The organism is Alkalibacterium pelagium (assembly GCF_900109325.1).
Classification (GTDB): Bacteria; Bacillota; Bacilli; order Lactobacillales; family Carnobacteriaceae_A; genus Alkalibacterium; species Alkalibacterium pelagium.
Window position 1 is genome coordinate 1 of the sequence record NZ_FNZU01000001.1, and the last position, 22,639, is coordinate 22,639.

General features: G+C 43.7%; 24 protein-coding genes. 20 read left to right on the top strand and 4 right to left on the bottom strand.

Features of this window, described 5'->3' with window-relative positions; translation table 11 throughout:
* The 5 genes from BMX79_RS00005 to BMX79_RS00025 form a co-directional block, all read left to right on the top strand.
* The coding region (locus tag BMX79_RS00005) for a transposase (protein WP_143059399.1) at positions 1-171 on the top strand (171 nt) is incomplete at its 5' end.
* A 389-nt stretch (positions 172-560) separates the two neighbouring features.
* Entirely contained in the window at positions 561-1,421 is an 861-nt protein-coding gene (gene cdaA / locus BMX79_RS00010; protein ID WP_091478124.1) for a diadenylate cyclase CdaA, read from the top strand.
* Positions 1,418-2,446: a CdaR family protein gene (locus BMX79_RS00015; RefSeq protein WP_091478126.1), complete on the top strand. Its 1,029-nt coding sequence runs from the start codon at positions 1,418-1,420 to the stop codon at positions 2,444-2,446. Before cdaA ends, BMX79_RS00015 begins: the two co-directional genes overlap by 4 nt.
* Positions 2,447-2,475: 29 nt before the next feature.
* Positions 2,476-3,834, top strand: coding sequence for a phosphoglucosamine mutase (glmM, locus tag BMX79_RS00020; RefSeq protein WP_091478127.1), 1,359 nt, complete (start codon positions 2,476-2,478; stop codon positions 3,832-3,834).
* Between the two features lie 81 nt (positions 3,835-3,915).
* Positions 3,916-4,707: a DUF975 family protein gene (locus BMX79_RS00025; protein WP_091478129.1), complete on the top strand. Its 792-nt coding sequence runs from the start codon at positions 3,916-3,918 to the stop codon at positions 4,705-4,707.
* A gap of 116 nt (positions 4,708-4,823) precedes the next feature.
* Here BMX79_RS00025 and BMX79_RS00030 read toward each other — a convergent pair whose 3' ends face one another.
* A complete protein-coding gene (locus tag BMX79_RS00030) occupies positions 4,824-5,306 on the bottom strand; it encodes a DUF456 domain-containing protein (RefSeq protein WP_091478131.1) in 483 nt (160 codons plus the stop codon).
* Positions 5,307-5,695: 389 nt separating this feature from the next.
* Here BMX79_RS00030 and BMX79_RS00035 point away from each other — a divergent pair, with 389 nt between their 5' ends.
* The 7 genes from BMX79_RS00035 to BMX79_RS00065 all read left to right on the top strand — a co-directional run bounded on the left by BMX79_RS00035 (position 5,696) and on the right by BMX79_RS00065 (position 12,385).
* Positions 5,696-6,610, top strand: a complete 915-nt coding sequence (locus BMX79_RS00035; RefSeq protein ID WP_091478133.1) for a PLP-dependent cysteine synthase family protein — start codon at positions 5,696-5,698, stop codon at positions 6,608-6,610.
* 24 nt (positions 6,611-6,634) lie between these two features.
* A complete protein-coding gene (locus BMX79_RS00040; protein WP_091478134.1) occupies positions 6,635-7,774 on the top strand; it encodes a bifunctional cystathionine gamma-lyase/homocysteine desulfhydrase in 1,140 nt (379 codons plus the stop codon).
* 22 nt (positions 7,775-7,796) lie between these two features.
* On the top strand, positions 7,797-8,348 hold the full coding sequence (epsC, locus tag BMX79_RS00045) for a serine O-acetyltransferase EpsC (RefSeq protein WP_091478136.1): 552 nt from the start codon (positions 7,797-7,799) through the stop codon (positions 8,346-8,348).
* Between the two features lie 13 nt (positions 8,349-8,361).
* Entirely contained in the window at positions 8,362-9,048 is a 687-nt protein-coding gene (locus BMX79_RS00050) for a class I SAM-dependent methyltransferase (protein ID WP_091478137.1), read from the top strand.
* A complete protein-coding gene (locus BMX79_RS00055; protein WP_091478139.1) occupies positions 9,048-9,530 on the top strand; it encodes an S-ribosylhomocysteine lyase in 483 nt (160 codons plus the stop codon). Before BMX79_RS00050 ends, BMX79_RS00055 begins: the two co-directional genes overlap by 1 nt.
* A gap of 719 nt (positions 9,531-10,249) precedes the next feature.
* Positions 10,250-11,551 (top strand): M20 family metallo-hydrolase, encoded by a 1,302-nt coding sequence (locus tag BMX79_RS00060; protein WP_091478140.1) that lies wholly within the window; start codon positions 10,250-10,252, stop codon positions 11,549-11,551.
* Between the two features lie 36 nt (positions 11,552-11,587).
* Positions 11,588-12,385 (top strand): sugar phosphate isomerase/epimerase family protein, encoded by a 798-nt coding sequence (locus BMX79_RS00065; protein WP_091478142.1) that lies wholly within the window; start codon positions 11,588-11,590, stop codon positions 12,383-12,385.
* Between the two features lie 282 nt (positions 12,386-12,667).
* On the opposite strand, the gene BMX79_RS00070 is transcribed toward BMX79_RS00065, so the two are convergent.
* Complete coding sequence (locus BMX79_RS00070; RefSeq protein WP_091478143.1) at positions 12,668-13,375, bottom strand: zinc metallopeptidase; 708 nt, start codon at positions 13,373-13,375, stop codon at positions 12,668-12,670.
* Between the two features lie 305 nt (positions 13,376-13,680).
* Between BMX79_RS00070 and BMX79_RS00075 the strand changes: the two genes are divergently transcribed.
* The 4 genes from BMX79_RS00075 to BMX79_RS00090 are packed head-to-tail and all read left to right on the top strand — an operon-like array spanning position 13,681 to position 18,481.
* On the top strand, positions 13,681-14,856 hold the full coding sequence (locus BMX79_RS00075) for a galactokinase (RefSeq protein WP_091478145.1): 1,176 nt from the start codon (positions 13,681-13,683) through the stop codon (positions 14,854-14,856).
* The gene (galT, locus tag BMX79_RS00080) at positions 14,849-16,354 is read left to right on the top strand and encodes a UDP-glucose--hexose-1-phosphate uridylyltransferase (protein ID WP_091478147.1); all 1,506 of its coding nucleotides are present in this window, start codon (positions 14,849-14,851) and stop codon (positions 16,352-16,354) included. Before BMX79_RS00075 ends, galT begins: the two co-directional genes overlap by 8 nt.
* Before the next feature lie 45 nt (positions 16,355-16,399).
* Positions 16,400-17,452: an aldose epimerase family protein gene (locus BMX79_RS00085; protein WP_091478148.1), complete on the top strand. Its 1,053-nt coding sequence runs from the start codon at positions 16,400-16,402 to the stop codon at positions 17,450-17,452.
* A gap of 39 nt (positions 17,453-17,491) precedes the next feature.
* The gene (locus tag BMX79_RS00090) at positions 17,492-18,481 is read left to right on the top strand and encodes a LacI family DNA-binding transcriptional regulator (RefSeq protein WP_091478149.1); all 990 of its coding nucleotides are present in this window, start codon (positions 17,492-17,494) and stop codon (positions 18,479-18,481) included.
* Positions 18,482-18,554: 73 nt separating this feature from the next.
* Here BMX79_RS00090 and BMX79_RS00095 read toward each other — a convergent pair whose 3' ends face one another.
* Both BMX79_RS00095 and BMX79_RS00100 read right to left on the bottom strand, forming a co-directional pair.
* Positions 18,555-19,301 carry an NAD-dependent epimerase/dehydratase family protein gene (locus tag BMX79_RS00095; protein WP_091478150.1) on the bottom strand — a complete coding sequence of 249 codons (747 nt, stop codon included), beginning with the start codon at positions 19,299-19,301 and terminating at the stop codon, positions 18,555-18,557.
* 92 nt (positions 19,302-19,393) lie between these two features.
* The gene (locus BMX79_RS00100) at positions 19,394-19,585 is read right to left on the bottom strand and encodes a CsbD family protein (RefSeq protein ID WP_091478151.1); all 192 of its coding nucleotides are present in this window, start codon (positions 19,583-19,585) and stop codon (positions 19,394-19,396) included.
* 168 nt (positions 19,586-19,753) lie between these two features.
* On the opposite strand from BMX79_RS00100, the gene tsaB reads away from it, so the two are divergent.
* Genes tsaB through tsaD form a run of 4 tightly spaced genes read left to right on the top strand, consistent with a single transcriptional unit; the run spans position 19,754 to position 22,566 of the window.
* On the top strand, positions 19,754-20,488 hold the full coding sequence (tsaB, locus tag BMX79_RS00105; RefSeq protein ID WP_091478152.1) for a tRNA (adenosine(37)-N6)-threonylcarbamoyltransferase complex dimerization subunit type 1 TsaB: 735 nt from the start codon (positions 19,754-19,756) through the stop codon (positions 20,486-20,488).
* Positions 20,475-21,065: a ribosomal protein S18-alanine N-acetyltransferase gene (rimI, locus tag BMX79_RS00110; RefSeq protein WP_170230938.1), complete on the top strand. Its 591-nt coding sequence runs from the start codon at positions 20,475-20,477 to the stop codon at positions 21,063-21,065. The genes tsaB and rimI (BMX79_RS00110) overlap by 14 nt, the downstream gene beginning before the upstream one ends.
* 15 nt (positions 21,066-21,080) lie before the next feature.
* On the top strand, positions 21,081-21,566 hold the full coding sequence (gene rimI / locus BMX79_RS00115) for a ribosomal protein S18-alanine N-acetyltransferase (RefSeq protein WP_091478154.1): 486 nt from the start codon (positions 21,081-21,083) through the stop codon (positions 21,564-21,566).
* A complete protein-coding gene (gene tsaD, locus BMX79_RS00120; RefSeq protein ID WP_091478155.1) occupies positions 21,556-22,566 on the top strand; it encodes a tRNA (adenosine(37)-N6)-threonylcarbamoyltransferase complex transferase subunit TsaD in 1,011 nt (336 codons plus the stop codon). The genes rimI (BMX79_RS00115) and tsaD overlap by 11 nt, the downstream gene beginning before the upstream one ends.
* Positions 22,567-22,639 lie beyond the last annotated feature (73 nt).

Sequence of the window (22,639 nt, forward strand, 5' to 3'; positions counted from 1 at the left end):
AATGGAAAAATAGAAGGAATCAATAATAAGATCAAGGTTCTTAATCGTGTGGCCTACGGCTACAGGAACTTTGCCAACTACAAGAATAGAATTATCATTCACTTTTCTTTAAAATCAGAAGCATCTCAACGTAAACATGCACAAAAAGAAGTGTATAGCATGGTGGCCTAGGCCACCATGCTATACACCCTATATAAACTCTCTGACATTTACTTATTATTCTTTACCAACGTTATTTGACGTAGAACCTTTTTATTTGGAGGAAAAGATACTCATCTCAGTAAGGATTGGCATAGAATTAGCTCTGACTGTATTTAAGTAACCTTCATGATTGAGTGATGACTCTCCATACTCTAAGACTATTTATCAGGGTGTAATCTTAATACATGCGGTGAGATGAGACAAGTGTCATTTTGTTTCAGTTTAAACTACGATTAGTTTAGTTCAATTTAAATATGAAAAAAGTTAGAGTTTTAAATTTAATCACATTTGAAATGCTTAACTGAGCCTTATATATGTTATACTTACTCCGTGTATGTGCAGATTTTGGAGGTGGCAGCATGCCCTTAGATTCTATTACAAATTTTGACTGGTCAAGACTTCTGGCTTGGCGTACAGCAGTGAATGTCATTGATATTCTGATCGTTGCTTTCTTTATCTATCAGCTGATGCGGATTGTTAAAGGCACTCGAGCAGTCGAACTGCTTAAAGGAATTGGAGTAATCCTGCTCCTGAAAGTCATCAGTGTATTTTTCCAGTTGTATACGACAGAATTCGTCGTAGATTTCGTTATCCAGTGGTCGGCACTTGCGCTGATTATCATATTCCAGCCGGAGCTCAGACGGGGACTTGAACATCTGGGAAGAGGCTCCCTTTTTGGACGGAAACGTCGATCTAATGCAAGTGAGATCATTGTTGATAATCTATCTCATGCGATTCAGTATATGAGTAAAAGACGGATTGGAGCGCTTATTTCGATTGAAATGGAAACCGGCCTGGATGAGTATATTGCTACAGGAATCCCGCTCAATGCAGAACTGAGCTCTGAGCTTCTGATCAATATCTTTATTCCGAATACCCCGCTTCACGATGGAGCTGTCATTATAAAAGATTACAATATTGCGACGGCTGCAAGTTACTTACCTTTATCAGAAAGTCCGGCCATTCCTAAAAAGCTGGGAACACGACATAGAGCGGCAATCGGACTATCGGAAGTTTCGGATGCAATAACGATTATCGTATCTGAAGAAACAGGTGAAGTCAGTATTTCTCGAAGAGGGAACCTGATTAACGATATGACGCAGGACGAAGTATTGAATTATTTGACTAAAGAACTCGTAGAATCAGAGAAAGAAAAAGAAACACAAGGACCGCTGCAGCAGATCGTCGAGGCCGTACGGAAAGGAGTGTCCAGCAAGTGAAGTTGAATTTGGACAACCCGTGGATTACTAAATTAGTCGCACTTATATTTGCCGTGACGTTATTTTCATTTGTTGCACTGGAGAATCAGTCACGTATTCGGTCAACAAGCCCGACCGACGGAGCAAGTATCACCAGCTCGGAAGTCATTACTAATTTGCCGATCGACATAAATATTGACCGGGACTTGTATTTCGTATCGGGCATTCCGGAAACAGCAACGATTCGTCTTGAAGGCCCTCAGGCAGTGCTGACACAGACGTTGGCTACTCAGAGTTTCAATATAGAAACGCCTGACTTGAACCAGATGGGCCCCGGCCGTCATACTGTTCAGCTTGAGGCAGAAGGATTGAGTGGTCAGCTGAATTACAGCATCATGCCGGCAGAACTGACGTTGGAGATCGAAGAAAAAGTTATAGAAGAACACGATGTCAGAGTCGAATTCAATGAAAATGCACATCTGGCTGATGGCTATACTGCTGATGACCCTGTTCTGTCTGATGAAACAGTGACCATATCCGGTGCTGCTTCGACAATGGAACAGATCAGTGATGTGATGGTAGTTGTCATGCCGGAAGAAAGTGACGTAACAGACGATATAGACATGCTTCTTAACGTCCTGGTTCTTGATGAAACAGGCGATCCACTTAATGTGAATATCTCTCCTCAACAGATTGAGGTGACGATTCCAGTTCAGGGAACTGAACGGACCGTTCCAATGAATCTGGAAGAGATCGGCACGCCTCATGAGGATTATGAGTATGCTCTGGAATTTGCTCAAGGAGAACCTGAACAGATTACTGTGATTGGTGAATCGGGTATTCTTGAAGAGATGAATGATTTTTCTGTAGAGGTAGATGTATCGGGGATTACTGAATCGACTATCAGAACCATACCGATTCCTCTACCCGATGGGATATCAGACAGTAACCCGAGAGATGTGGATGTACTGATCAGAGTGACGCCTGTTGAACAGGAAGCAGAAGACGATGATGAAACTGAAGAAGATGAAGACGATACTGTATAACTAGACTATTAGGATGAGGAGTTTGAACAATGGGAAAATATTTTGGAACAGATGGTGTTAGAGGGGTTGCGAATAAGGAACTGACCCCTGAACTGGCTTTTAAACTGGGGCGTTTTGGAGGATATGTGCTGTCTCAGCACGCTGAAGAGGAAACCCCTAGAGTACTTGTGGGAAAAGATACACGTATATCCGGTAGAATGCTGGAATACTCCCTTGTAGCTGGACTATTGTCTGTCGGGGTGGAAGTGTTGAGACTTGGTGTCATTACTACTCCCGGCGTGTCTTACCTGACACGTCAGCAGAACGCAACGGCAGGAATTATGATATCTGCCTCGCATAATCCTGTAGAAGACAACGGCATCAAATTCTTCGGATCAGATGGGTTTAAACTCTCTGACGAACAGGAAGCTGAAATTGAAGAGCTGTTGGATCGTGAGGGAGATGACCTTCCTCGCCCAAGTTCTGATGGCCTTGGAACATCTGAAGAATATAAAGAAGGAATTCTGAAGTACATTCAGTTCCTGACTCAGACGATCAATGGAGATTTGTCAGGCATCCATGTAGCTCTTGATGGAGCGAATGGAGCAGCAAGTCCGCTCCTCAACCGCCTGTTTGCCGATCTTGATACTGATTTCGATGTCACTGGTGCCTCACCAAATGGTCTGAACATCAATGATGGAGTGGGGAGCACGCATCCTGATTATCTAGCTGACTTTGTACTGGAAAAAGGCGCAGATGTAGGATTGGCTTTTGATGGAGACGGAGACCGTCTTATTGCTGTAGATGAACTAGGTAATATCGTCGATGGAGACAAGATCATGTACATCTGCGGGAAGTTCATGCATGAAGAAGGCCGCCTGAAGAAGAATACGATCGTTTCAACAGTCATGAGTAATATCGGTTTCTACAAAGCACTGGAAGTCCACGATCTGGAATCTGTAAAAACTAAAGTCGGTGACCGGTATGTTATGGAAGAAATGGTCAAGAATGGCTATAATTTAGGTGGAGAGCAGTCAGGTCACCTGATTTTCCTTGATTACCATACAACTGGAGACGGCCTGCTTTCAGGAATTCAGTTGCTTAACGTAATGAAACAGACAGGCAAGAAATTGTCAGAACTCGCTGAAGAAGTGACCACGTATCCTCAGAAACTTGTCAATATTCGCGTGACGGACAAGCATAATGTCATGTCCAATCCGGCAATTAGTGAAGTCATTGAGCAGGTCGAACAGGAAATGGCAGGAAATGGTCGCGTTCTGGTGCGTCCAAGTGGAACGGAGTCTCTTCTACGTGTCATGGCGGAAGCTGAAACGGAAGAAGCAGTGAATGAATATGTCGACCGTATTGCGGACGTCGTCAGAAAAGAATTAGGTACCGAAGAAGCGTAACAAAGTATATTAGATTACCGCAGATTGCTTGACGAAAAGCGGTCTGCGGTTTTTACATATTGAAGCAAAGGAGCAGGTGCTATGAATGCAGAAACCTATCTATCCCCGGCCTCTATCAAAAGACAGGCCAGAGAGGAATTAAGTGGAAAATGGAGAGATGTCATTCTTCTCTACCTCGTACCGTTTGTGATCAGTCTTCTGCTGACTGGCGGCATATATGGATTCGATCTGACATCCATTCCTAGAATTATTGTTGGCGAGGAAGAGGGCAATATACTGATCAATTTTCTCGTAACATATTTGACGATAGGGATATCATTTACCTTACTCGATATGATCCGCTCAAGCAGTTACAAAATAAAGCCTCTGCCTGATGCTTTTCAAGTGTTTTCAAGACGATTCTTTATTCCTGTCTTTCTTATCCAGCTTCTTCAGACCTTGTTCATTGTGTTATGGACGCTGGTCTTTATTATTCCTGGAATCATCAAAACCTATTCGTATTCGCAGGCATTTTTTATTTTTAAGGACAAAAAGGATCTCGGAACTGAAGAATACCCTGCAGCGTTCGATTGTATAACAGAAAGTAGGTATTTGATGGACGGGCACAAGCTGGAACTCTTTTTTCTTCACTTGTCCTTTATCGGCTGGTACCTCCTGGAAGTGTTCACCTTGGGTATTGCTTCTTTATATGTCAGACCGTATCTTAACATGGCGGAAGCTGTCTTTTATTCCAGACTGAGGTACGATCATAAAGAGACAGACGATGCCCAAGTTGACGGGTATTATCATGAAGCCGGTTTTGAAAGTAAAGTGCATGAAGAAGAAAAAGAGGACGAGGAAGATGAAGAATATGACGATTTTGCGGAGTACTAATTAGAAATCAGAATAGTCCCCTTTCTGCCATCGATTGGTGTTAGCAGGAGGGGGACTATCTGTCTCTTAAGAAAGATACTCAAGTAATGGTAATGATAAAGTCGAGGTCAGGCGAGTCAAAGCCAGATGGCGATTAAGAACCAGGTAATCATAATCAATTGAATGATCCCTTCTGCAATTCGTCCACTAAGGAATCCGATGAGCGTTCCGACAGCCGCTCTTAAAGCGTGAGCGAAGGTATCCTGTATCCAGAATTCTACGATCAGAACGGCAATAAAAGGGAAAATCAGGATCCCGAATGGTGGAAAGATAAATGTTCCGGCGATGATGGCAATCGTCGCAGTTGTCTCTCCGATTTTACTACCGCCGAATTTATTAACAGCGATTGATCCCGCAAGCAGGTCGGCCAGCAGGAGGAAGACAGTAAGTACGCCCATTGATACCCAGAAGACCCAAGTCAGGACTGCTGAGTTGATGAAAAAATGATAAATGAGAAAGCCACCCCAGACAGCTAGTACTGAAGGGACGACGGGAGAGATAAGACCCACAAAACTCAATATGAACAGACCGATGATTACGATCCACAAAATAGTATCCATTTTATCTATTCCTTTCTTAAATGATATATAACTCAAGTATACTAGAGTCAGAGCATATACGAAAAAGATAGACTTTTAGTTTTAGACTGGGATTCATTGACAATAGATTTAGATAATGCTAATATCAGAAGTGAACAAACTATTAGTAAGTAGATTAGGGAGTGTTTGATCGTGCCAATCACATTTTTAGAGAAGCAAAGCGAGTGTTGCTGTACAAGCGTACAGTCTATTTCTCATGCTCTCAAAAATGTTCTAGGCGATTAAATCGATAACCTCCTGATATTTTCTATCACTATCAGATCAGGAAGAAATCACTAACCGTTAGAATAATTAGAGTGAGCGCATGAGGGCCCCCCCTTGTGCGCTTTTTTGACGAAAGGAGGATAAATTTGATTATACAGACAGTAAATGAGCTGATCGGCCGGACACCTATGATGCAAATCAATGGCTATGACCTTCCGAAGAACACACGTATACTTGCCAAGCTTGAGCAGTTCAATCCTGGAGGAAGCATCAAGGATCGCCTGGGTGTCAAGCTCATTGATACAGCATTTAAAGAGGGAAGAATTAACAAAGAGTCAACGATTATAGAGCCGACTGCTGGGAATACGGGAATCGGACTGGGACTGGCTGCCATGGCGTATGGTCTGAAACTGATTTTCGTCGTACCTGAAAAGTTCAGCATTGAAAAGCAGGAGCTGATGCGGGTCCTGGGAGCTGAAATCGTCCACACACCTACGAAAGAAGGGATCAAAGGTGCGGTGGCTAAAGCTAAGGCGTTAGGCGAGAAGATCGAAAACAGTTATCTCCCGCTTCAGTTCGAAAACCCTGTCAATCCGTTGACTTATTATGAAACTTTGGGACCTGAGATTATCAATGACTTAGATGGCGAGTACCCGGATTCTTTTGTCGCAGGGGCAGGAAGCGGAGGCACGTTCAGCGGGGTTGCTCAGTACTTCAAGGAACAGTCAGAGAGCATCCGAACAGTTGTCGTCGAACCGGAAGGATCCATTTTAGGTGGAGGCGAGCCTGGACCGCATGAGACGGAAGGCATTGGTGTCGAGTCGTTCCCGCCTTTCATGAAAAAGGAATGGATCGACCAGGTCTATACCATTTCAGACGAAGAAGCATTCTATTACACAAAGGAACTGGCTAGGAAAAATGGACTTTTTGTAGGGAGCTCGAGTGGAGCTGCGTTTGCCGCAGCACTCAAAGAAGCTCAGACGTTACCAGCAGGCAGTATGATTGTGACTGTCTTTCCGGATGGAAGCGAACGGTATTTATCAAAAAACATATACAAATAAAAGCAAATGAGGAGACGATCAGTTATGCGAATGAAAACAACTTTTATACACGGTGGAATCAGTCATGATGAAGCGACGGGATCAGTTAATGTCCCGATTCACCAGACAACCACATACAAACAGGAAAAAGTAGGGGTCCACAAAGGATTTGAATACTCTAGAACAGGAAATCCGACTCGTCTGGCGCTGGAAAAGCTGATTGCCGATATGGAAGGCGGAGTCAGAGGACTGGCCTTTGCGTCAGGTTCTGCTGGAACGCATAATATTTTTTCCCTGTTTTCTCAAGGAGACCATATCATCGTCGGGGATGACGTTTACGGCGGAACTTACCGTCTGATCAACAAAATTTTAAAGCGTCTGGGACTGACCTTTACTGTCGTCGACACGAGCGACAGTTCTACAATCGAAGGAGCCATCAAGGACGAAACGAAAGCAATCTTCCTTGAAACACCGACTAACCCTCTGCTCAAGATAACAGATATCAAGGCTGTTGCTGAGATTGCTAAAGCACACGATTTGATTACTATCGTGGATAATACTTTTGCTACACCTTACAATCAGCGTCCACTTGAACTTGGGGCTGACATAGTTCTCCACAGTGCATCAAAGTATCTTGGTGGACATAGTGACGTGGTGGCAGGTCTTGTGACGACCAACAGCGAAAAACTGGCAGAAGAACTAGGGTTCCTTCAGAATGCTATTGGTGGAATTCTTGGGCCTCAGGACAGCTGGATCATTCAGCGAGGCATAAAAACGCTTGGTATCCGCATGGAAGCACATGAAGCAAATGCTAAAAAAATCGTCGACTATTTGAGTAGTCATGACAAAGTAGAGAAAATTTACTATCCTGGTCTTGCTTCTCATCCAGGCCATGAAACGGCTAAAAAGCAGACAACTGGTTTCGGAGGCATGGTTTCTTTTGAATTGAAAGAAGGCTTGTCTGCAGAGACATTCGTTGAAAGCTTATCTCTCATCACATTGGCAGAGAGTTTAGGTGCAGTAGAGAGTCTGATTGAAATTCCAGCACTCATGACACACGGAGCAATTCCTTCGGCAGACCGTCTGAAAGCTGGTGTGAAAGATGAACTGATTCGTCTATCAGTCGGAATAGAAGATGTCGAAGATCTGATCGAAGACCTGGAATCAGGATTCAGTAAACTATAATCCAACAGATAGAGGAGCAGACATGAGCGCATTCAAAGAACTGATGCAGACTTATAAGAAGAATGACCCGGCTGCTGGCAGCTCAGCTGAAATCGTCCTGACTTATCCAGGAGTCTGGGCAATATTCTTTCATCGAATCTCCCATTTTTTATATAATAAAGGAGTAAGGGTACCGGCTCGTATGCTGTCCATGTTTGCTAGATGGATCACCGGAATCGAAATTCATCCCGGAGCTGTGATCGGTCGTCGTCTGTTTATAGACCATGGCATGGGTATCGTGATTGGTGAAACCGCAGAGATCGGAGATGACGTCAAGATGTTTCACGCCGTCACTCTAGGTGGACGGGGCGATCAGGCAGGCAAACGCCATCCGACTATTGGTGACGGAGTCCTTCTATCCGCACACGTTCAGGTAATCGGTAATATCACAATAGGCAAACAGGCTAAAATAGGAGCCAGTGCAGTCGTTTTAAAAGACATTCCGGAAGGGGTAACGGCTGTCGGTATTCCCGCCAAAGTAGTGAAGACCAAAGAAGAGAACATCAGGGAAATTGCAGATAATCACATGATGTAAAGGAGTGAGCGGTATGGGTCGAGAATTTATAGAAGTATTTACTGGATGGGCCAAGAATTATGATGCTTCCGTCAAAGGTAATGATGAAGAATATAAAGAAGTGTTCGCAGGATATGAGGAAATACTGACAGAAATAGTGAATAGAAGCGGCAATCATGTACTTGAGTTTGGTATTGGAACTGGGAACCTGACTGAAAAACTGTTGAACGCCGGTAAGGAAGTTTTTGCTGTCGAGCCCTCACCAGAAATGCGTGAACTGGCTAAAGAAAAGCTGCCGGACGATTTTACGATTCACGATGGGGACATGCAGGAGTATCCGTTACCCGACAAACCACTGGATACGATCGTCAGCTCATACGTTTTTCATCATCTGGATGATGAAGAAAAAAGCGAAGCAGTAAGATTCTATGCCCAGCAGCTGGCCGAAGGTGGGAAGCTCGTTTTTGCTGATACGATTTTCGTATCTCAGGATGTCTATGACAGTGTCATTGAAGAAGCCGAAAGCAGGGGCTACAGTGATCTTGCTGAAGACTTGAGAAGAGAGTACTATCCTCTACTGGACACCGTTTATACTGCTCTGAACAAAGCTGGATTTTCCCAGATATCCTTTACTCAAATGAATGATTTCGTCTGGGTATTTGAAGGCACGAAAGTAAAAGATGTAAAAAATATGGATATTTTAAAAGGAGATAATCAATAATGGCTGATAAAAAAATGAACGTCGAAAGTTTTAACCTTGACCATACAAAAGTACAGGCTCCTTATGTCCGAGTGGCGGATAGAAAAACAGGAACGAACGGCGATCTGATTGTTAAGTATGATGTCCGGTTTTCACAGCCTAACAAAGAACACATGGACATGATGGCCGTGCATTCCCTTGAACATCTGACTGCCGAGCATATCCGTAACCATGCGGATTATATCGTCGATTTCGGTCCTATGGGCTGCCAGACAGGGTTTTATCTGACTGTTCTGAACCACGATAATATCGATGAAATCCTCGAAGTACTTGAAAAGACGATGGAAGACGTACTGGAAGCTGACGAAGTACCGGCAAGCAATGAGGTACAGTGTGGCTGGGCAGCGCATCATACTCTTGAAGGAGCAAAAGAAGTTGCTGAACGCTTCCTTTCAAAACGTGATGAATGGTCAGTTGTCTTTGCAGAAGATGCAGTAAAGTAATTGCTGAAAATACAAATTAGCTCACACAGGCTAACCGGTCAGACGACACTATTATCGTCTGACCGGTTTTTTCTTCTTTTAATGGCAATGCTGTTCGATTCGTCCGACGAATCGTTTTTTTTTTTGTAAAAGAGCGGTGTTGTGGGCAGTACTATATATGTGTAATAACGAATTTAATAAATACATAGAGAAACTTCTTCTGATTTTCAGAGTTATTTGAGCACAAGTGGGTTATAGATGTAATTCCGACTGTTTGATAAAGGAAAAGGTATCGCTAGCGTGCCGGCCAGTTGCAGTTCCGGAACTTCAGCAGAGTCTAAGGTATAACTAGCAAGGTTCTAATTACAGTTCCAGGAAATTATAGTTTCCAAAGTGTCACTAATCAGCCTCTAGTTATAGTTCTGAAAAATCAATGTGTACAAAGTGTTGCTAAACGACCTCTAGCTACAGTTCCGAAAAATTGCTGTCTCTAAGGTGTCGCTATTCGCCCTATAAGTATAGTTCCGTAAACTGAGGGGATCTAGATAAACTATTAGGTCCTCCCAGCTTAAGGGTTTTGCATGTCATATACTATAGTGAGTCCTTTATAAGATCCATTCCCTTGTGGTGCAAGTCCGTTAGGCATAGAGGCCATGGAATCAGGTTTCTGACCGTGAGTCGTGTGTAATTGAGTTAAGTCATGCTATAATAAACTCAATAATTCCGGGGGAGAGGAACATATGACTAAAAACACATTTGATTTGGAACGGCAATTACTTTCAGACTATGACAGTAAGCTGACTGTTGAAGGAGTATCTGGGGAGAGACTCGCGTACCGTCTGGGCGTACTTTCTAAGATAGGGCTTACTGAGGATAATGGCTCACGTCGTCCGGGATTCTCAAAGGAAGAGCGGGATGCTAAAAACTGGATAATTAAATGGATGGAAGAAGCCGGAATGCAGGTGAGAGAAGATGGAGCAGGCAATATTATAGGCAGATTGGACGGGAAACATCCTGACAAACCAGTTATTATGAGCGGATCCCATGTCGATACTGTCCCTAACGGAGGACATTTTGACGGGACAATAGGTGTGCTCTCAGCTCTAGAAGTTGCTCAGTCATGGAAAGAAACAGGGTATGCACCTGAAAAACCTTTGGAAATAGTGGCTTTTACTGATGAAGAAGGGTCGCGCTTCAACGGAGGGCTGACAGGCAGCGAAGCCATGATGGGGGATACGGATATTAAGGCTATGCAGGCTAAGGAAGATTTTGACGGCCGCTCCTTTGAAGAGGTCATTAAGGATGTGGGATTAAGTGTTGAAGGATTCAAATCGGCCGAACGTCCGCACAGTGATATCGAGTCCTATGTCGAAGTGCATATCGAACAGGGCAAGCGGCTTGAAAAAGAGCAGCTGCCGTGTGGAATTGTAACTGGAATTGCCGGCCCCTACTGGTTGAGACTGACATTTAAAGGACAGGCTGGTCATGCCGGAAACACGCCTATGACTGATCGACAGGACGCGTTGGTTGCGGCTGGACATTTTATCCACTATATCAGTCATCTTCCTCAAAAAATAAACGACTCTGCAGTAGCGACAGTTGGGAATATTGAGGTCAAGCCGAATGGAACGAATGTGATTCCTGGGGAAGTCATAGTTTACGTGGATATCAGGGATATTTTTGAGAATACACGTCAGCAGCTGATTGACGCTATTATACAAACGGCAGAGGATATCAGTGAATCCTGGGCAATCACTTTGACTTGCGAAACGGTACATAATGTGCCGCCAGTCCCTATAAAAAAGGACCTTCAGGACAAACTGAAAACAGCGATGCAGGAGAAAGGAATCAGACCCTTTTATCTTCCTAGTGGAGCAGGTCACGATGCCATGATCGTCGGTCAGCATGTTCCATCCGCTATGATTTTCGTTCGTAGTAAAAATGGGATAAGTCACAATCCTGCAGAATGGTCTGATTTGAACGATTGCGTTCAGGCAGTGCATATACTTAAAGACTATATCGAAAGCTGCCAGTCCCTATAGAAGATTCACAAGAAATGGAAAAAGGAGGACGACCTTATGCCGATAATTTCTTATTCGACACTGCCCCTTCTGGAATCTCAGCCTATGGAGGCCGTAAACTCATGTATTGAACTAGGTGCAGATAAAGTAGAGCTGTTCATGGATGGTACTCACTGGTCTCACATTACAGACAATCACAAAGAGGGACTTATTCAACAATTGAGAAGAGCAGGCGCTCAATATAGTGTCCATGCCCCTCACTATGATTTGAATATGGCTAGTGAGTGGGGACCAGTCAGGATTGCAGCATTGGAACAGTACAAAAAAACCATCCGTTTTGCCGGACGGATCCAGGCATCTCATGTGGTCATCAGTCCAGGTGTCATTCATCCGACGACATTTGACAAGGAAAAAAGCCGACACTATGCTCTTAAAGGAATAAGGACTCTGATTCCTACTGCTAAACAGTGCAAGGTCAGACTGGCTATAGAAAATGGTGGCGATCGGCAGAGAGAATTGTTTGATCACGACGCTTTTATTTCTTTTATTCACTCGTTCAAAGAAGATGTGGTGGGTGCAGTCCTCGACGTCGGCCATGCTCAGATTACCAGGTGGCCCATTGCAACTGTCATGAAAGAACTGAACAGCAAGCTTCTGGCCCTTCATATTAATGATACGAGGGGAAATGTGGACAATCACCTGCCTATAGGGCAAGGAGCGATTGACTGGGAGAGTGTCTTCCAGACACTAAAAGAACTGGATGCTGAGCCTGACCTTGTTTTGGAATACAATATGAGGACCCCTGTTGAAGAATTGTCCAGAAGTAAAGAGACCATTCATCAGCTGCTTAAATAAATAATCGTCAAAAGAGGTTGGATATGGATCGAATAGAAAAGTTATACACTTGCTATAAGAAGAACTGAACTTGAATTAAGATGTCCTCTTATCAGATTTCCCCGCAAAGACTGAAATTAAAAGTAATACGAAATTTCTTTAGAACGCATCTCGATTCACAAGGAAATCAGCTGTAGAATTCTTTCCGTTGTTGATACAGTATGCATCAATTAAATAATAATAAAACAGCCTCATCGTTAACCTTTAACAAGGTGACGATGAGGCTGTCTGTTTCAGTTCGAGTTATCTGCGACGTCTGCCGCCTCCACCAAAAATCAGGAAGAGTCTCAAGACGCTAAGGAATGAAGCAATTGCTGCGGCAATATAAGTCAATGCTGCGGCGTTCAGGACTTTCTTGGCTTGAGGCAGTTCTTCAGTTGTAAGAAGGCCTTGCTCTTCAAGGATGCGAATGGCACGTTTAGACGCATCGAATTCTACCGGTAAAGTGACCAGCTGAAACAGCAGGGTCAGTGAGAAAAGGAGAATTCCAATATTGATCAGTGTCTGCTGATACCCCATGAAAAATCCAAGAAACAGGATAGGGAAAGCAGCTGTCTGTCCGAAGTTCGTCACGGGTACAAGTGCTGCACGTAGACGAAGCGGACCGTAGTTGTCGCGATCCTGCATGGCGTGTCCAGCCTCGTGGGCTGCTACACCGATAGCGGCTACTGATGTTGAATTCCTAGTGGTATCGGATAATCTGAGGACATTGTCCTGTGCATTATAGTGGTCTGTCAGGTTACCCCTGATCCCTTCAAGTCGGACATTTTTCAGCTGAGCAGCGTTCAAAATCTCACGGCAGACATCGGATGCGGTATACCCTCGTTTACTCTTCACGTTGCTGTATTTACTGTAAGTGGACTGCACGTACATACTTGCAAATCCGGAAATAATCATACCTATGATAATCAGGATCATTGTGGGATCCCAATAAAATGGAAAGAATGGCATGTAAGTCCCTCCTATGCATTATAAATTGTATTAATATTGGACCTGTTCATATTATACCATATCGAACTGCAACATTTTAGAAAACCGGACTAATGTTATGTGAGTTCTTAGTGAATAATGAATGGTCTGTCACATTTTGATGCTAGCTTTCATCTTATTACTAATATTTTACATTACTGACTAAGGTTTTACTATCCATCCAGAGACTGATTTATTATGCACAAACAAGTTTAGTAAATTTACTTGTATAGTTTTACTAAAAGGGTTACAATGTTAATGACTACAAGTAGAGGAGCGTATATACTATGAAGAAGAATGAACTGATGGAGGGATTTAAAGAAGCTTTTGGATATGAAGGGAAGCGTGTTTTCTTTTCTCCTGGGCGAATCAATCTGATAGGCGAGCACACTGACTATAATGGCGGAAAAGTGTTTCCATGCGCAATTACTATGGGAACATATGGAGTTGTTAAGAAGAGGGAAGATCAGATGATTCAGGCGTATTCCGGAAACTTTCCGGAAGTGGGCATTCTGACAGCTGGTCTTGAGGATTTATCCTATAAAAAAGAAGACAACTGGCTGAATTATGTCAAGGGGATGGTGACTTATATTCAGGAAAAAACTGGAAGACTATCCCATGGATTCGATCTTTATATTTATGGGACAATCCCTAACGGGGCGTCTCTATCATCCTCAGCTTCTCTTGAACTGCTGACAGGAGTAATCGTCAGAGACCTGTTCTCGCTGGACATCGATCAGCTGGATCTAGTCAAACTGGGGATGAGGACTGAAAATGAATTTTTAGGCCTTAACTCAGGTATTCTGGATCAGTTTGCTATCGGCATGTCCAAAGCAGGCAGTGCACTGCTTCTTGATACAAACACACTGGAATTCGAAGAGATTCCAGTCGATCTGCCCGATCATAAAATAGTCATCATGAATTCAATGACCAGAAGAGAGCTGGTCGATTCTGAATACAATACCCGTCGTGAGCAGTGTGAGACGGCGTTAGAGCAGCTTCAGACAGCAGTGAATGTCAGGAGTTTAGGTGAACTGACAGAAGAGGCCTTTGAGGCGCATAAACGTGTCATATCAGATGAGATTCTGATCAGACGGGCAAGACATGCTGTCTATGAAAGTGCAAGGACTGAACGGGCTGCAGAAGCTCTGAAGAATAATGACCTGAAGGCGTTCGGTCAGTATATGAATGAATCTCACGAGTCCCTTCATCAAGATTATGAGGTGACTGTCAGAGAAACGGATCTTCTGGTGAGGCTGGCCTGGCAGCAGAAAGGCACAGTTGGTGCTCGTATGACAGGCGGAGGCTTTGGAGGCTGCTGTATTGCCATCGTCGAGGATAATCACGTCGATGAGTTTATCGCTCAGGTGGGTCAGGGATTCAAGGAAGAAATTGGATATGAAGCAGAGTTTTATATTGCAGAAACGGAAGATGGCACAAAGGAATGGGTGAATAATGACTAAGATATACACTACACATGGGATTAATCAGACTATTGCTGACTTTATAGAGTCCCAGGTAAAGTCGGGCCTCGTTCATCAGACAGACAGAATTTATCTAGCCAACAGACTGGCTGCGTTGCTGAAAGTGGATGCATTGGAAAATCTTTCTCCTTCAGATAGGAAAAATACCGCGTTGGAGCTATTGGACGAACTGATAAATTACGCTGTTTCAACCGATCAGATCGAAGACTTGCCATCCTCTAAAGATGTATTTAGTGCAAAATTGATGGATCTGTTTACTCCTGCCCCGTCCCACGTCAATCATCAGTTCTGGAAAGATTACAATCAGAGTCCCCAAAAAGCTACTGATCAATTTTTTGGGCTGAGCCGCCAGACCAATTACATCAAGACAAGAGAAATAGCTAAAAATATAGAGTATAAACATGAAACAGAATATGGTGAGCTGGAGATTACAATCAATCTGTCCAAACCCGAAAAAGATCCAAAAGAAATTGCTCGAGCCGGAAAGAACAAGCCGAATTATCCAAAGTGCATGCTTTGTATGGAAAACGAAGGATATGAAGGGCATTTGTCTCACCCAGGTCGGGCTAACCACCGAATCATTCGCATGACCGTCGGCGAGGAAGACTGGGGATTCCAGTACTCTCCTTACGCGTATTACAATGAGCACTGCATCTTTTTATCCCATGTTCATCGAGAAATGAATGTCGGGATTCAAGCAATCAGAAACCTGACGGATATTTTGACCGTCCTGCCGCATTATTTTGTTGGATCCAATGCTGGTCTGCCAATCGTAGGCGGCTCAATTTTATCTCATGACCACTATCAGGGTGGGCGCCATACGTTCCCGCTTGAGCGAGCTGAAGAAGTGTTTGCTTTTGAACTCGAAGGAATGACGGATGTCAAGGCGGCTGTCATCAAGTGGCCAATGTCAGTGATCCGTTTAACAAGTAATTCGAAGGATAGTCTGATAGACGCCGCAGAAAAAGTAATGATGGTCTGGGAAGGCTACTCGGATAAATCCGTAGAAATATTATCCGAAACAGGTGGTGTACCACATAATGCTGTGACACCGATTGCCCGTAGAAAAGGGAAGGCATTCGAACTGGATCTAGTTTTACGGAATAATCGGACATCTGAAGCCTATCCTGATGGAATCTTTCATCCTCATCCACCTGTTCAGCACATCAAAAAGGAAAATATCGGCTTAATTGAGGTAATGGGTCTGGCAATCCTGCCCCCTAGATTAAAAGACGAGCTGAATCAGGTCCGTGACTACCTTCTTGGACGAATCGAAGCAGTCGATCCTATCCATCAGTCATGGGCTGACGAGCTGAAAAGTGAGCATGAAATAACCGAAGAAACTGTTGGATCGATTGTTGATAAAGCTGTTGGAGAAGTGTTTCTGCAGGTACTTAAAGATGCAGGAGTATTCAAGACGGATTATAATGGAAAAGAAGCCTTTAAACGGTTTATCACTCACTTAAAAAAGGTATAATGGAAACGTATTAATTTAATCGGTAAACAAACGGGAGGAAAGAATATGGAGATTACTAGTAAAAGTTTTGGAAAAGTTGATGGAGTTGACGTACCTGAGTATACACTGACTAACAGTAATGGGGTAGCGATCAGTGCCATGCCGTTCGGAGCCACTCTGACTAAAATAGTCACGCCAGACAAAAATGGTAAAAGAGAGAATATTACGTTAAATGTAGAAAATCTCGAAGATTTTATTGCCCACCGTCCATTTTACGGTGCAACAATTGGAAGAGTTGCCGGTCGGATCACTAGAGGTCAGTTTACACTAAGCGGGATCGATTATCAGCTGGATGTCAACGAGGGAGAAAATCTGCTTCACGGTGGACCAGAAGGCTTCGATACGAAGTTATGGGAAGTCAGAACTGAAGAAAGTGACTCGCGTGCAAGTCTGATTTTTACTTTTAACAGCCCTGCAGGGGAAAACAGATTCCCTGGAAATCTATCAGTAACTGTCACGTATACATTGACAGAAGAAGATGAATGGATAATTGATTATCAGGCAGAAACAGATGCTCCAACATTGTTCAATCCGACAAATCACGTCTACTTTAACCTGACTGGTGACATCAAAAAAACGATTCTGGATCATCAGCTGATGCTGAACAGTGACTTCTATGCACCACTGGGAGGAGAAAACCTGCCAAAAGGAGAGCTGGATAAGGTAGAAGGGACACCTTTTGACTTTACATCCTTCAAAGCGGTTAAAGAGGCCGTACTGGCTGATCATCCGCAAATCTCACCTTTATCCGGGTTAGATCATCCATTTGTCTTAAGCCTAAAAAATGACGGACCGGAAGGGATTCTGTTCGATCCTGAATCAGGTAGAGAAGTGAAATTCTTTACAGACTGCAACAGTGTCGTTATCTTTACACATAATGCGGAAGTGGACGACTTTGAGATTCAAGGTGAACCGGCTGGTCAATATGCTGGAATCACTCTGGAGACTCAAACCCTTCCGGATGCGGTCAATCAACCTGGATTCGGAAACATCATTCTAAGACCTGGTGAAACATTTACGTCGCAGACGACTTACCAGTTCGGTGTAAGAGCAGACTGAACCATTTGATCATAAATTTTTTACTTAAGGAGGGAAGGGATGGCCACTCTTAAAGACATTGCAAAAAAGGCTGGGGTATCAACTTCTACTGTGTCCCGAGTACTCAACTATGATCCGACCTTGTCTGTCGGCGAAGAAACAAAGAAACGAATATTCGAAGCTGCAGAAGCTTTGGAATACCGAAGTCACAAGAAAGTGATGACTAGAAAAAAAGGGACGATTGCCATTGTCAACTGGGTCAGTGAGTCTGAGGAACTGAACGACCTCTATTACATGTCGATCCGAATAAGTGCTGAAAAAAAAGCCCAGGAGCTCGGTTACGATTTCATACGACTATATGATCAGGATGAACTGATCGATCATGACAATCTGGCTGGTATACTGGCTATTGGGAAATACAGTCAGCATCAGGTGAAGCAGTTTCGGGATAAAGAGCTTCCTTTGTGTTTTGTTGATTTCAAGCCTCAAGCAGATGTTGACTGTGTATTGGTCAATTTCAAAGATGCCATCAAGGGAAACATCGAATACCTGATCAAGCAGGGGCATAAGCGTATCGGCTTCATCGGAGGGGAAGAATCCTTCAGTGACGGTACAGGGAATTGGATCGACCCTCGTGAAAAGACGATGAAGGAATATCTGAAGCGCAAGCGGCTTTATTCATCTGATTATTTCCAGGTTGGTGAATTCCGAGTGGAAGATGGTAGGAAGAATATGCTGAAGATACTGGATCAGCTAGATAAAAACGAGCGGCCTACTGCGTTTGTGGCAGCAAATGATGCAATAGCAATTGGCTGCCTGAAGGCTCTATATGAAAAAAACATTAAAGTCCCTGAAGACATGAGTCTTATCGGCTTTAACGATATCTCTACAGCGAAATACATTACGCCCTCACTGACAACTGTCAAAGTGTATACTGAAGAAATGGGCAGCAGCGGGATCCAGCTACTGCATGAACGGATACAGGACGGACGCGATGTTACGAAGACTGTCATCACGTCAACGAAACTGATTGTCCGGGAGAGTACGTAACGAGCATTGAAAAAGTGAATTAGAAAAGACCTGCTACTCTTTAAGCAGGTCTTTTCTAATAGATTTCGAAGATTTATCCTTTATTCAAAATAGCAAAAGCATCATCTTGTGGAGTATAGCCCAATTTTACTCGTGCAGAATCGATATCCAGTCTCGGGAAGGCATTGTTGGATACCCCGTTGACCAGCAGATAGGGTTCCTCCAGTTCAGCTTTCAGACAGCAGTCGATCAGATGATTCATGTCACGAGCTGAAAAGTACATGCCCATTGAATGAAAGTCTGCTTCAGGATCCAGCTCACTTTCATCATCTTTGTAATCCCCAATTCGAATCCCAACCGACTCGATCCCTTTTTTATAGGCATAATAACTGGCCAGTGCTTCGAGATAGGCTTTGGATACGCCATACAAGTCATCGGGCCTGACCTGGTCCGTTGTTTTTACCTGAACGTTGTGCGGATAGGCATCGCTTGCATGAATCGAACTTGCAAAAATGATCCGTTTTAATGAGGGGGACTTCTCGGCCTGTTTATATAGATTCTGAGGCAGCACATAGTTCAGATCCACTAGTTCATCATAAAAATCTGCGTCCGGATCAGGATTTCCTGCCAGTTGAATGACATACTCGACACCGTCCAGAGCATCCTTCCACTTGTCGAGCTTAGACAAATCGGCTTCTACGAGTTTAGCCCCGTCCTTCAGTTCTTCAGGGAAATCAGAAAAATCGATATCAGCCAGTACTAGATCATGTTTTCCTTTTAAGTGTTTTGTCAGGTTCGCTCCAATCAGCCCTGTGGCACCTGTAATCAGTATTTTGCTCATTTATAATCTCCTTTCAACTTATGCAGGGTATAAATAAATCCAGCCTCAGTCACTGAAAACCGAAGCTGGACAAGATGTGTAACCGGTAATCCTCAGTCTCTGTTGTCGTCTTCTTTAGCGTCTCCAACTGCATCATGACCGTGCCCTTTAGCTTTCTGAGCTTTCCCTTCAGCTTGTTTTCCTTTGTCGTCGGTCGCATCACCGAAAGAATCTTTTATTCCACCAACTGCTTTATCTTTGGCACCTTTAGCTTTATGCTTCAAACTGTCTTTATTTTCATCCATTTGCTTCTCCACCTTTCAATTGATAATATAGTTTTAATTTTAATTTCATTGTAAGTAGTATGCGGGAATAATTCAAAAGAAACGATTTGTCACACACTGATTCGTTTCTCAAGACACACAAAATGTGCTAAACTAAATTTAAATAGATAGAGATTGAGGAGCTGTAGAATGAAAACTCTCGGGATCGACACGTCCAACCAGGTGATGTCTGTTGCATTAACAGATGGAACTGAACTGGTTATGGAAAAGACAGTAAATATAAAAAGAAACCATAGCATTCAACTGATGCCGGCTGTAGAAGAGCTGGTCAGCGAAGCCGGTTGGAAGCCACGAGACATTGAACGAGTGGTCGTTGCTAAAGGACCCGGGTCATATACAGGAGTAAGGATCGGAGTTACGGTTGCCAAGACACTGGCCTACAGTCTGAATGCAGAGCTGGTTGGTCTGTCAAGTCTGCACGTACTTGCAGGTAATGGAGAGAGAATTCCTGGCAGCTTTGTCGTGCCTGTTTTCGATGCCAGAAGGGGTAACATCTACACAGGACTTTATAGATATGAAGATGCCGGGTTCGGTGTAGTCGCTGTAGAAAACGACACTCATATCTCTGCAGAGAAGTGGGCGGATTACCTGAGTACACTGGAAGGAACGGTCCAGCTGGTCGGACAGGATGCTGCCCGTCATTTTGAGACATTCAAGTCAAAGCTGGGTGACCATCTAATTGCACTCCCATCCAGTCGTCACTATCCTAGAGCAAGTATAGCAATCGAACTCGGCCAAAATCTTGAACCAGAACCGGCCCATTTATTTGAACCTGAATACCTGAAACGTGCTGAAGCTGAACAGAACTGGATGGATGCCCATCCTGAACATGCCCAAGGAGGCGGGTGGATTGAAAAACTTTAAAGACTGGTTTTCTGACAGAGTCACCAAGACGACGACGCGGACATTCGTCCCTATAGCAGCACGGATCAAACTGGATCAGCCTTTCTATCCACTTTCTGATGAGCGTTTTTTAAGCAGCCGTATTGCAAAAGAAGAGGATGTCAACAGCATTCTCACAATCGAAAAACGATGTTATAATGGACAGACACCTTGGAACAGGTCCGCCATACTTCATGAAATACGCTATAATAAGAATGCTTTTTACATTGTAGTTTATGAAGGAGAAGAGGCCGTCTCGTTTGTTGGGGCCTGGGTCGTCGGACAGGAAGCACATATTACAAATATAGCGACTGTCCCTGAATATCAGAACAAGGGAATCGCGACATATTTACTGAGAGAGATAATCAAGATCGCGGAAAAAGAAGAGATTTCAGAGGTAACTCTGGAAGTAAGAGTTTCTAATGAAACAGCACAGAGTCTTTATACCACGCTTGGATTTGAAAAAGGTCGAATAAAGAGAAATTACTATGCTAACGATCATGAAGATGCTCTGGAAATGAGTTTTAGAATCAAGCAGTTAACTGATGAACAGAAATAGAAAGAGGCACCGCTTATGGAAAACAGAAAGGTCAGAGTCCGTCTGTATCAGACAGATGAAGAATTGGGGCATGACTTCTATAGACTAGCAGAAGAGGCATTTGCCTATGGATCACCTTGGACAGAAGAACAATATGAACAAACTGTAGCCCGATCTGACCTGACATTTTTCATAGCGGAAATTGAGGATAGGCCAGTCGGCTATGTCGGTGGGAAGATTATTCTTGATGAAGCTGAAGTTTATTCTATTGCAGTAGAACCAGCCTCTCAGAATCAGAAAGTTGCCTCTCAACTGATTGAAGCCTATAAAACACACTGCCGGGCAAATGGGGTTAAGATTCTTTTTCTCGAAGTCAGAGAATCTAACTTAACAGCCCGGACTTTTTATGCCGCCCATCAATTCAAGGAAATTTCCATGAGAAAAGGGTACTATAATGAGCCTGAAGAAGATGCAATAATTATGTTATGTGAAATTAGAAAGAAGGAAAAAGATGACAAATAAGCTGATATTAGCTATTGAAACAAGCTGTGATGAAACGAGTGCAGCAGTGATTCAGAATGGAGACACGATTCTGTCGAACATCGTGGCCTCACAAATTAAGAGCCATCAGCGTTTTGGAGGGGTTGTCCCGGAAATTGCCAGTCGCCATCACGTGGAGCAGATTACGTTGATTATAGAAGAAGCAATGAAAGAGGCCGAAGTGTCTTACGCAGAACTTGATGCAGTGGCCGTAACAGAAGGACCTGGCCTGGTCGGTGCGTTGCTGATCGGTGTCAATGCAGCAAAAGCGATCGCCTTTGCTCACGACCTTCCGCTGATCGCAGTCAACCACATTAAAGGCCATATATTTGCGAACCAGTTAGTATCCAGACTGACTTTCCCGCTTTTGTCACTGGTTGTGAGCGGTGGACATACTGAGCTGATTTATATGTCAGGGCCAGATTCCTTTGAAATTGTTGGAGAAACACGTGACGATGCGGCAGGAGAAGCCTACGATAAAATCGGACGGGTGATTGGTGTGCCATACCCTGGAGGCAAGCATATAGATGAAATGGCCCATCGGGGAAAAGACACTTACAACTTCCCGCGAGCGATGATTCAGGAAGACAATTACGACTTCAGTTTCAGTGGGTTGAAAAGTTCCTTTATCAATACAGTCCATAATGCCCGACAAAAGGGAGAAGAGATGGACTCGAACGATCTGGCTGCAAGCTTTCAGGCTGCAGTAGTGGATGTTCTAGTTGATAAAACGATACGGGCAGCGAAGGATCAAAAAGTAAAACAGCTTATTCTGGCCGGAGGTGTAGCGGCTAATAAAGGTCTTCGTACATCACTGGAAGAGGCTGTACGTATGGAACTGCCAGGTGTCGAGCTGCTTATCCCACCGTTGAGTTTATGTGGTGACAATGCAGCGATGATTGGTGCCGCAGCATTCGTTCAGCTGGAAAAAGAGGAATACTCGGATTTTACGTTAAATGGACAGCCGGGCTTGTCAGTGTAATGATATCTGATTGGGACCGAGAAGCAAATTATTCAAATATATTATACACCGTTGAGTCAGCTATTCTGATTCG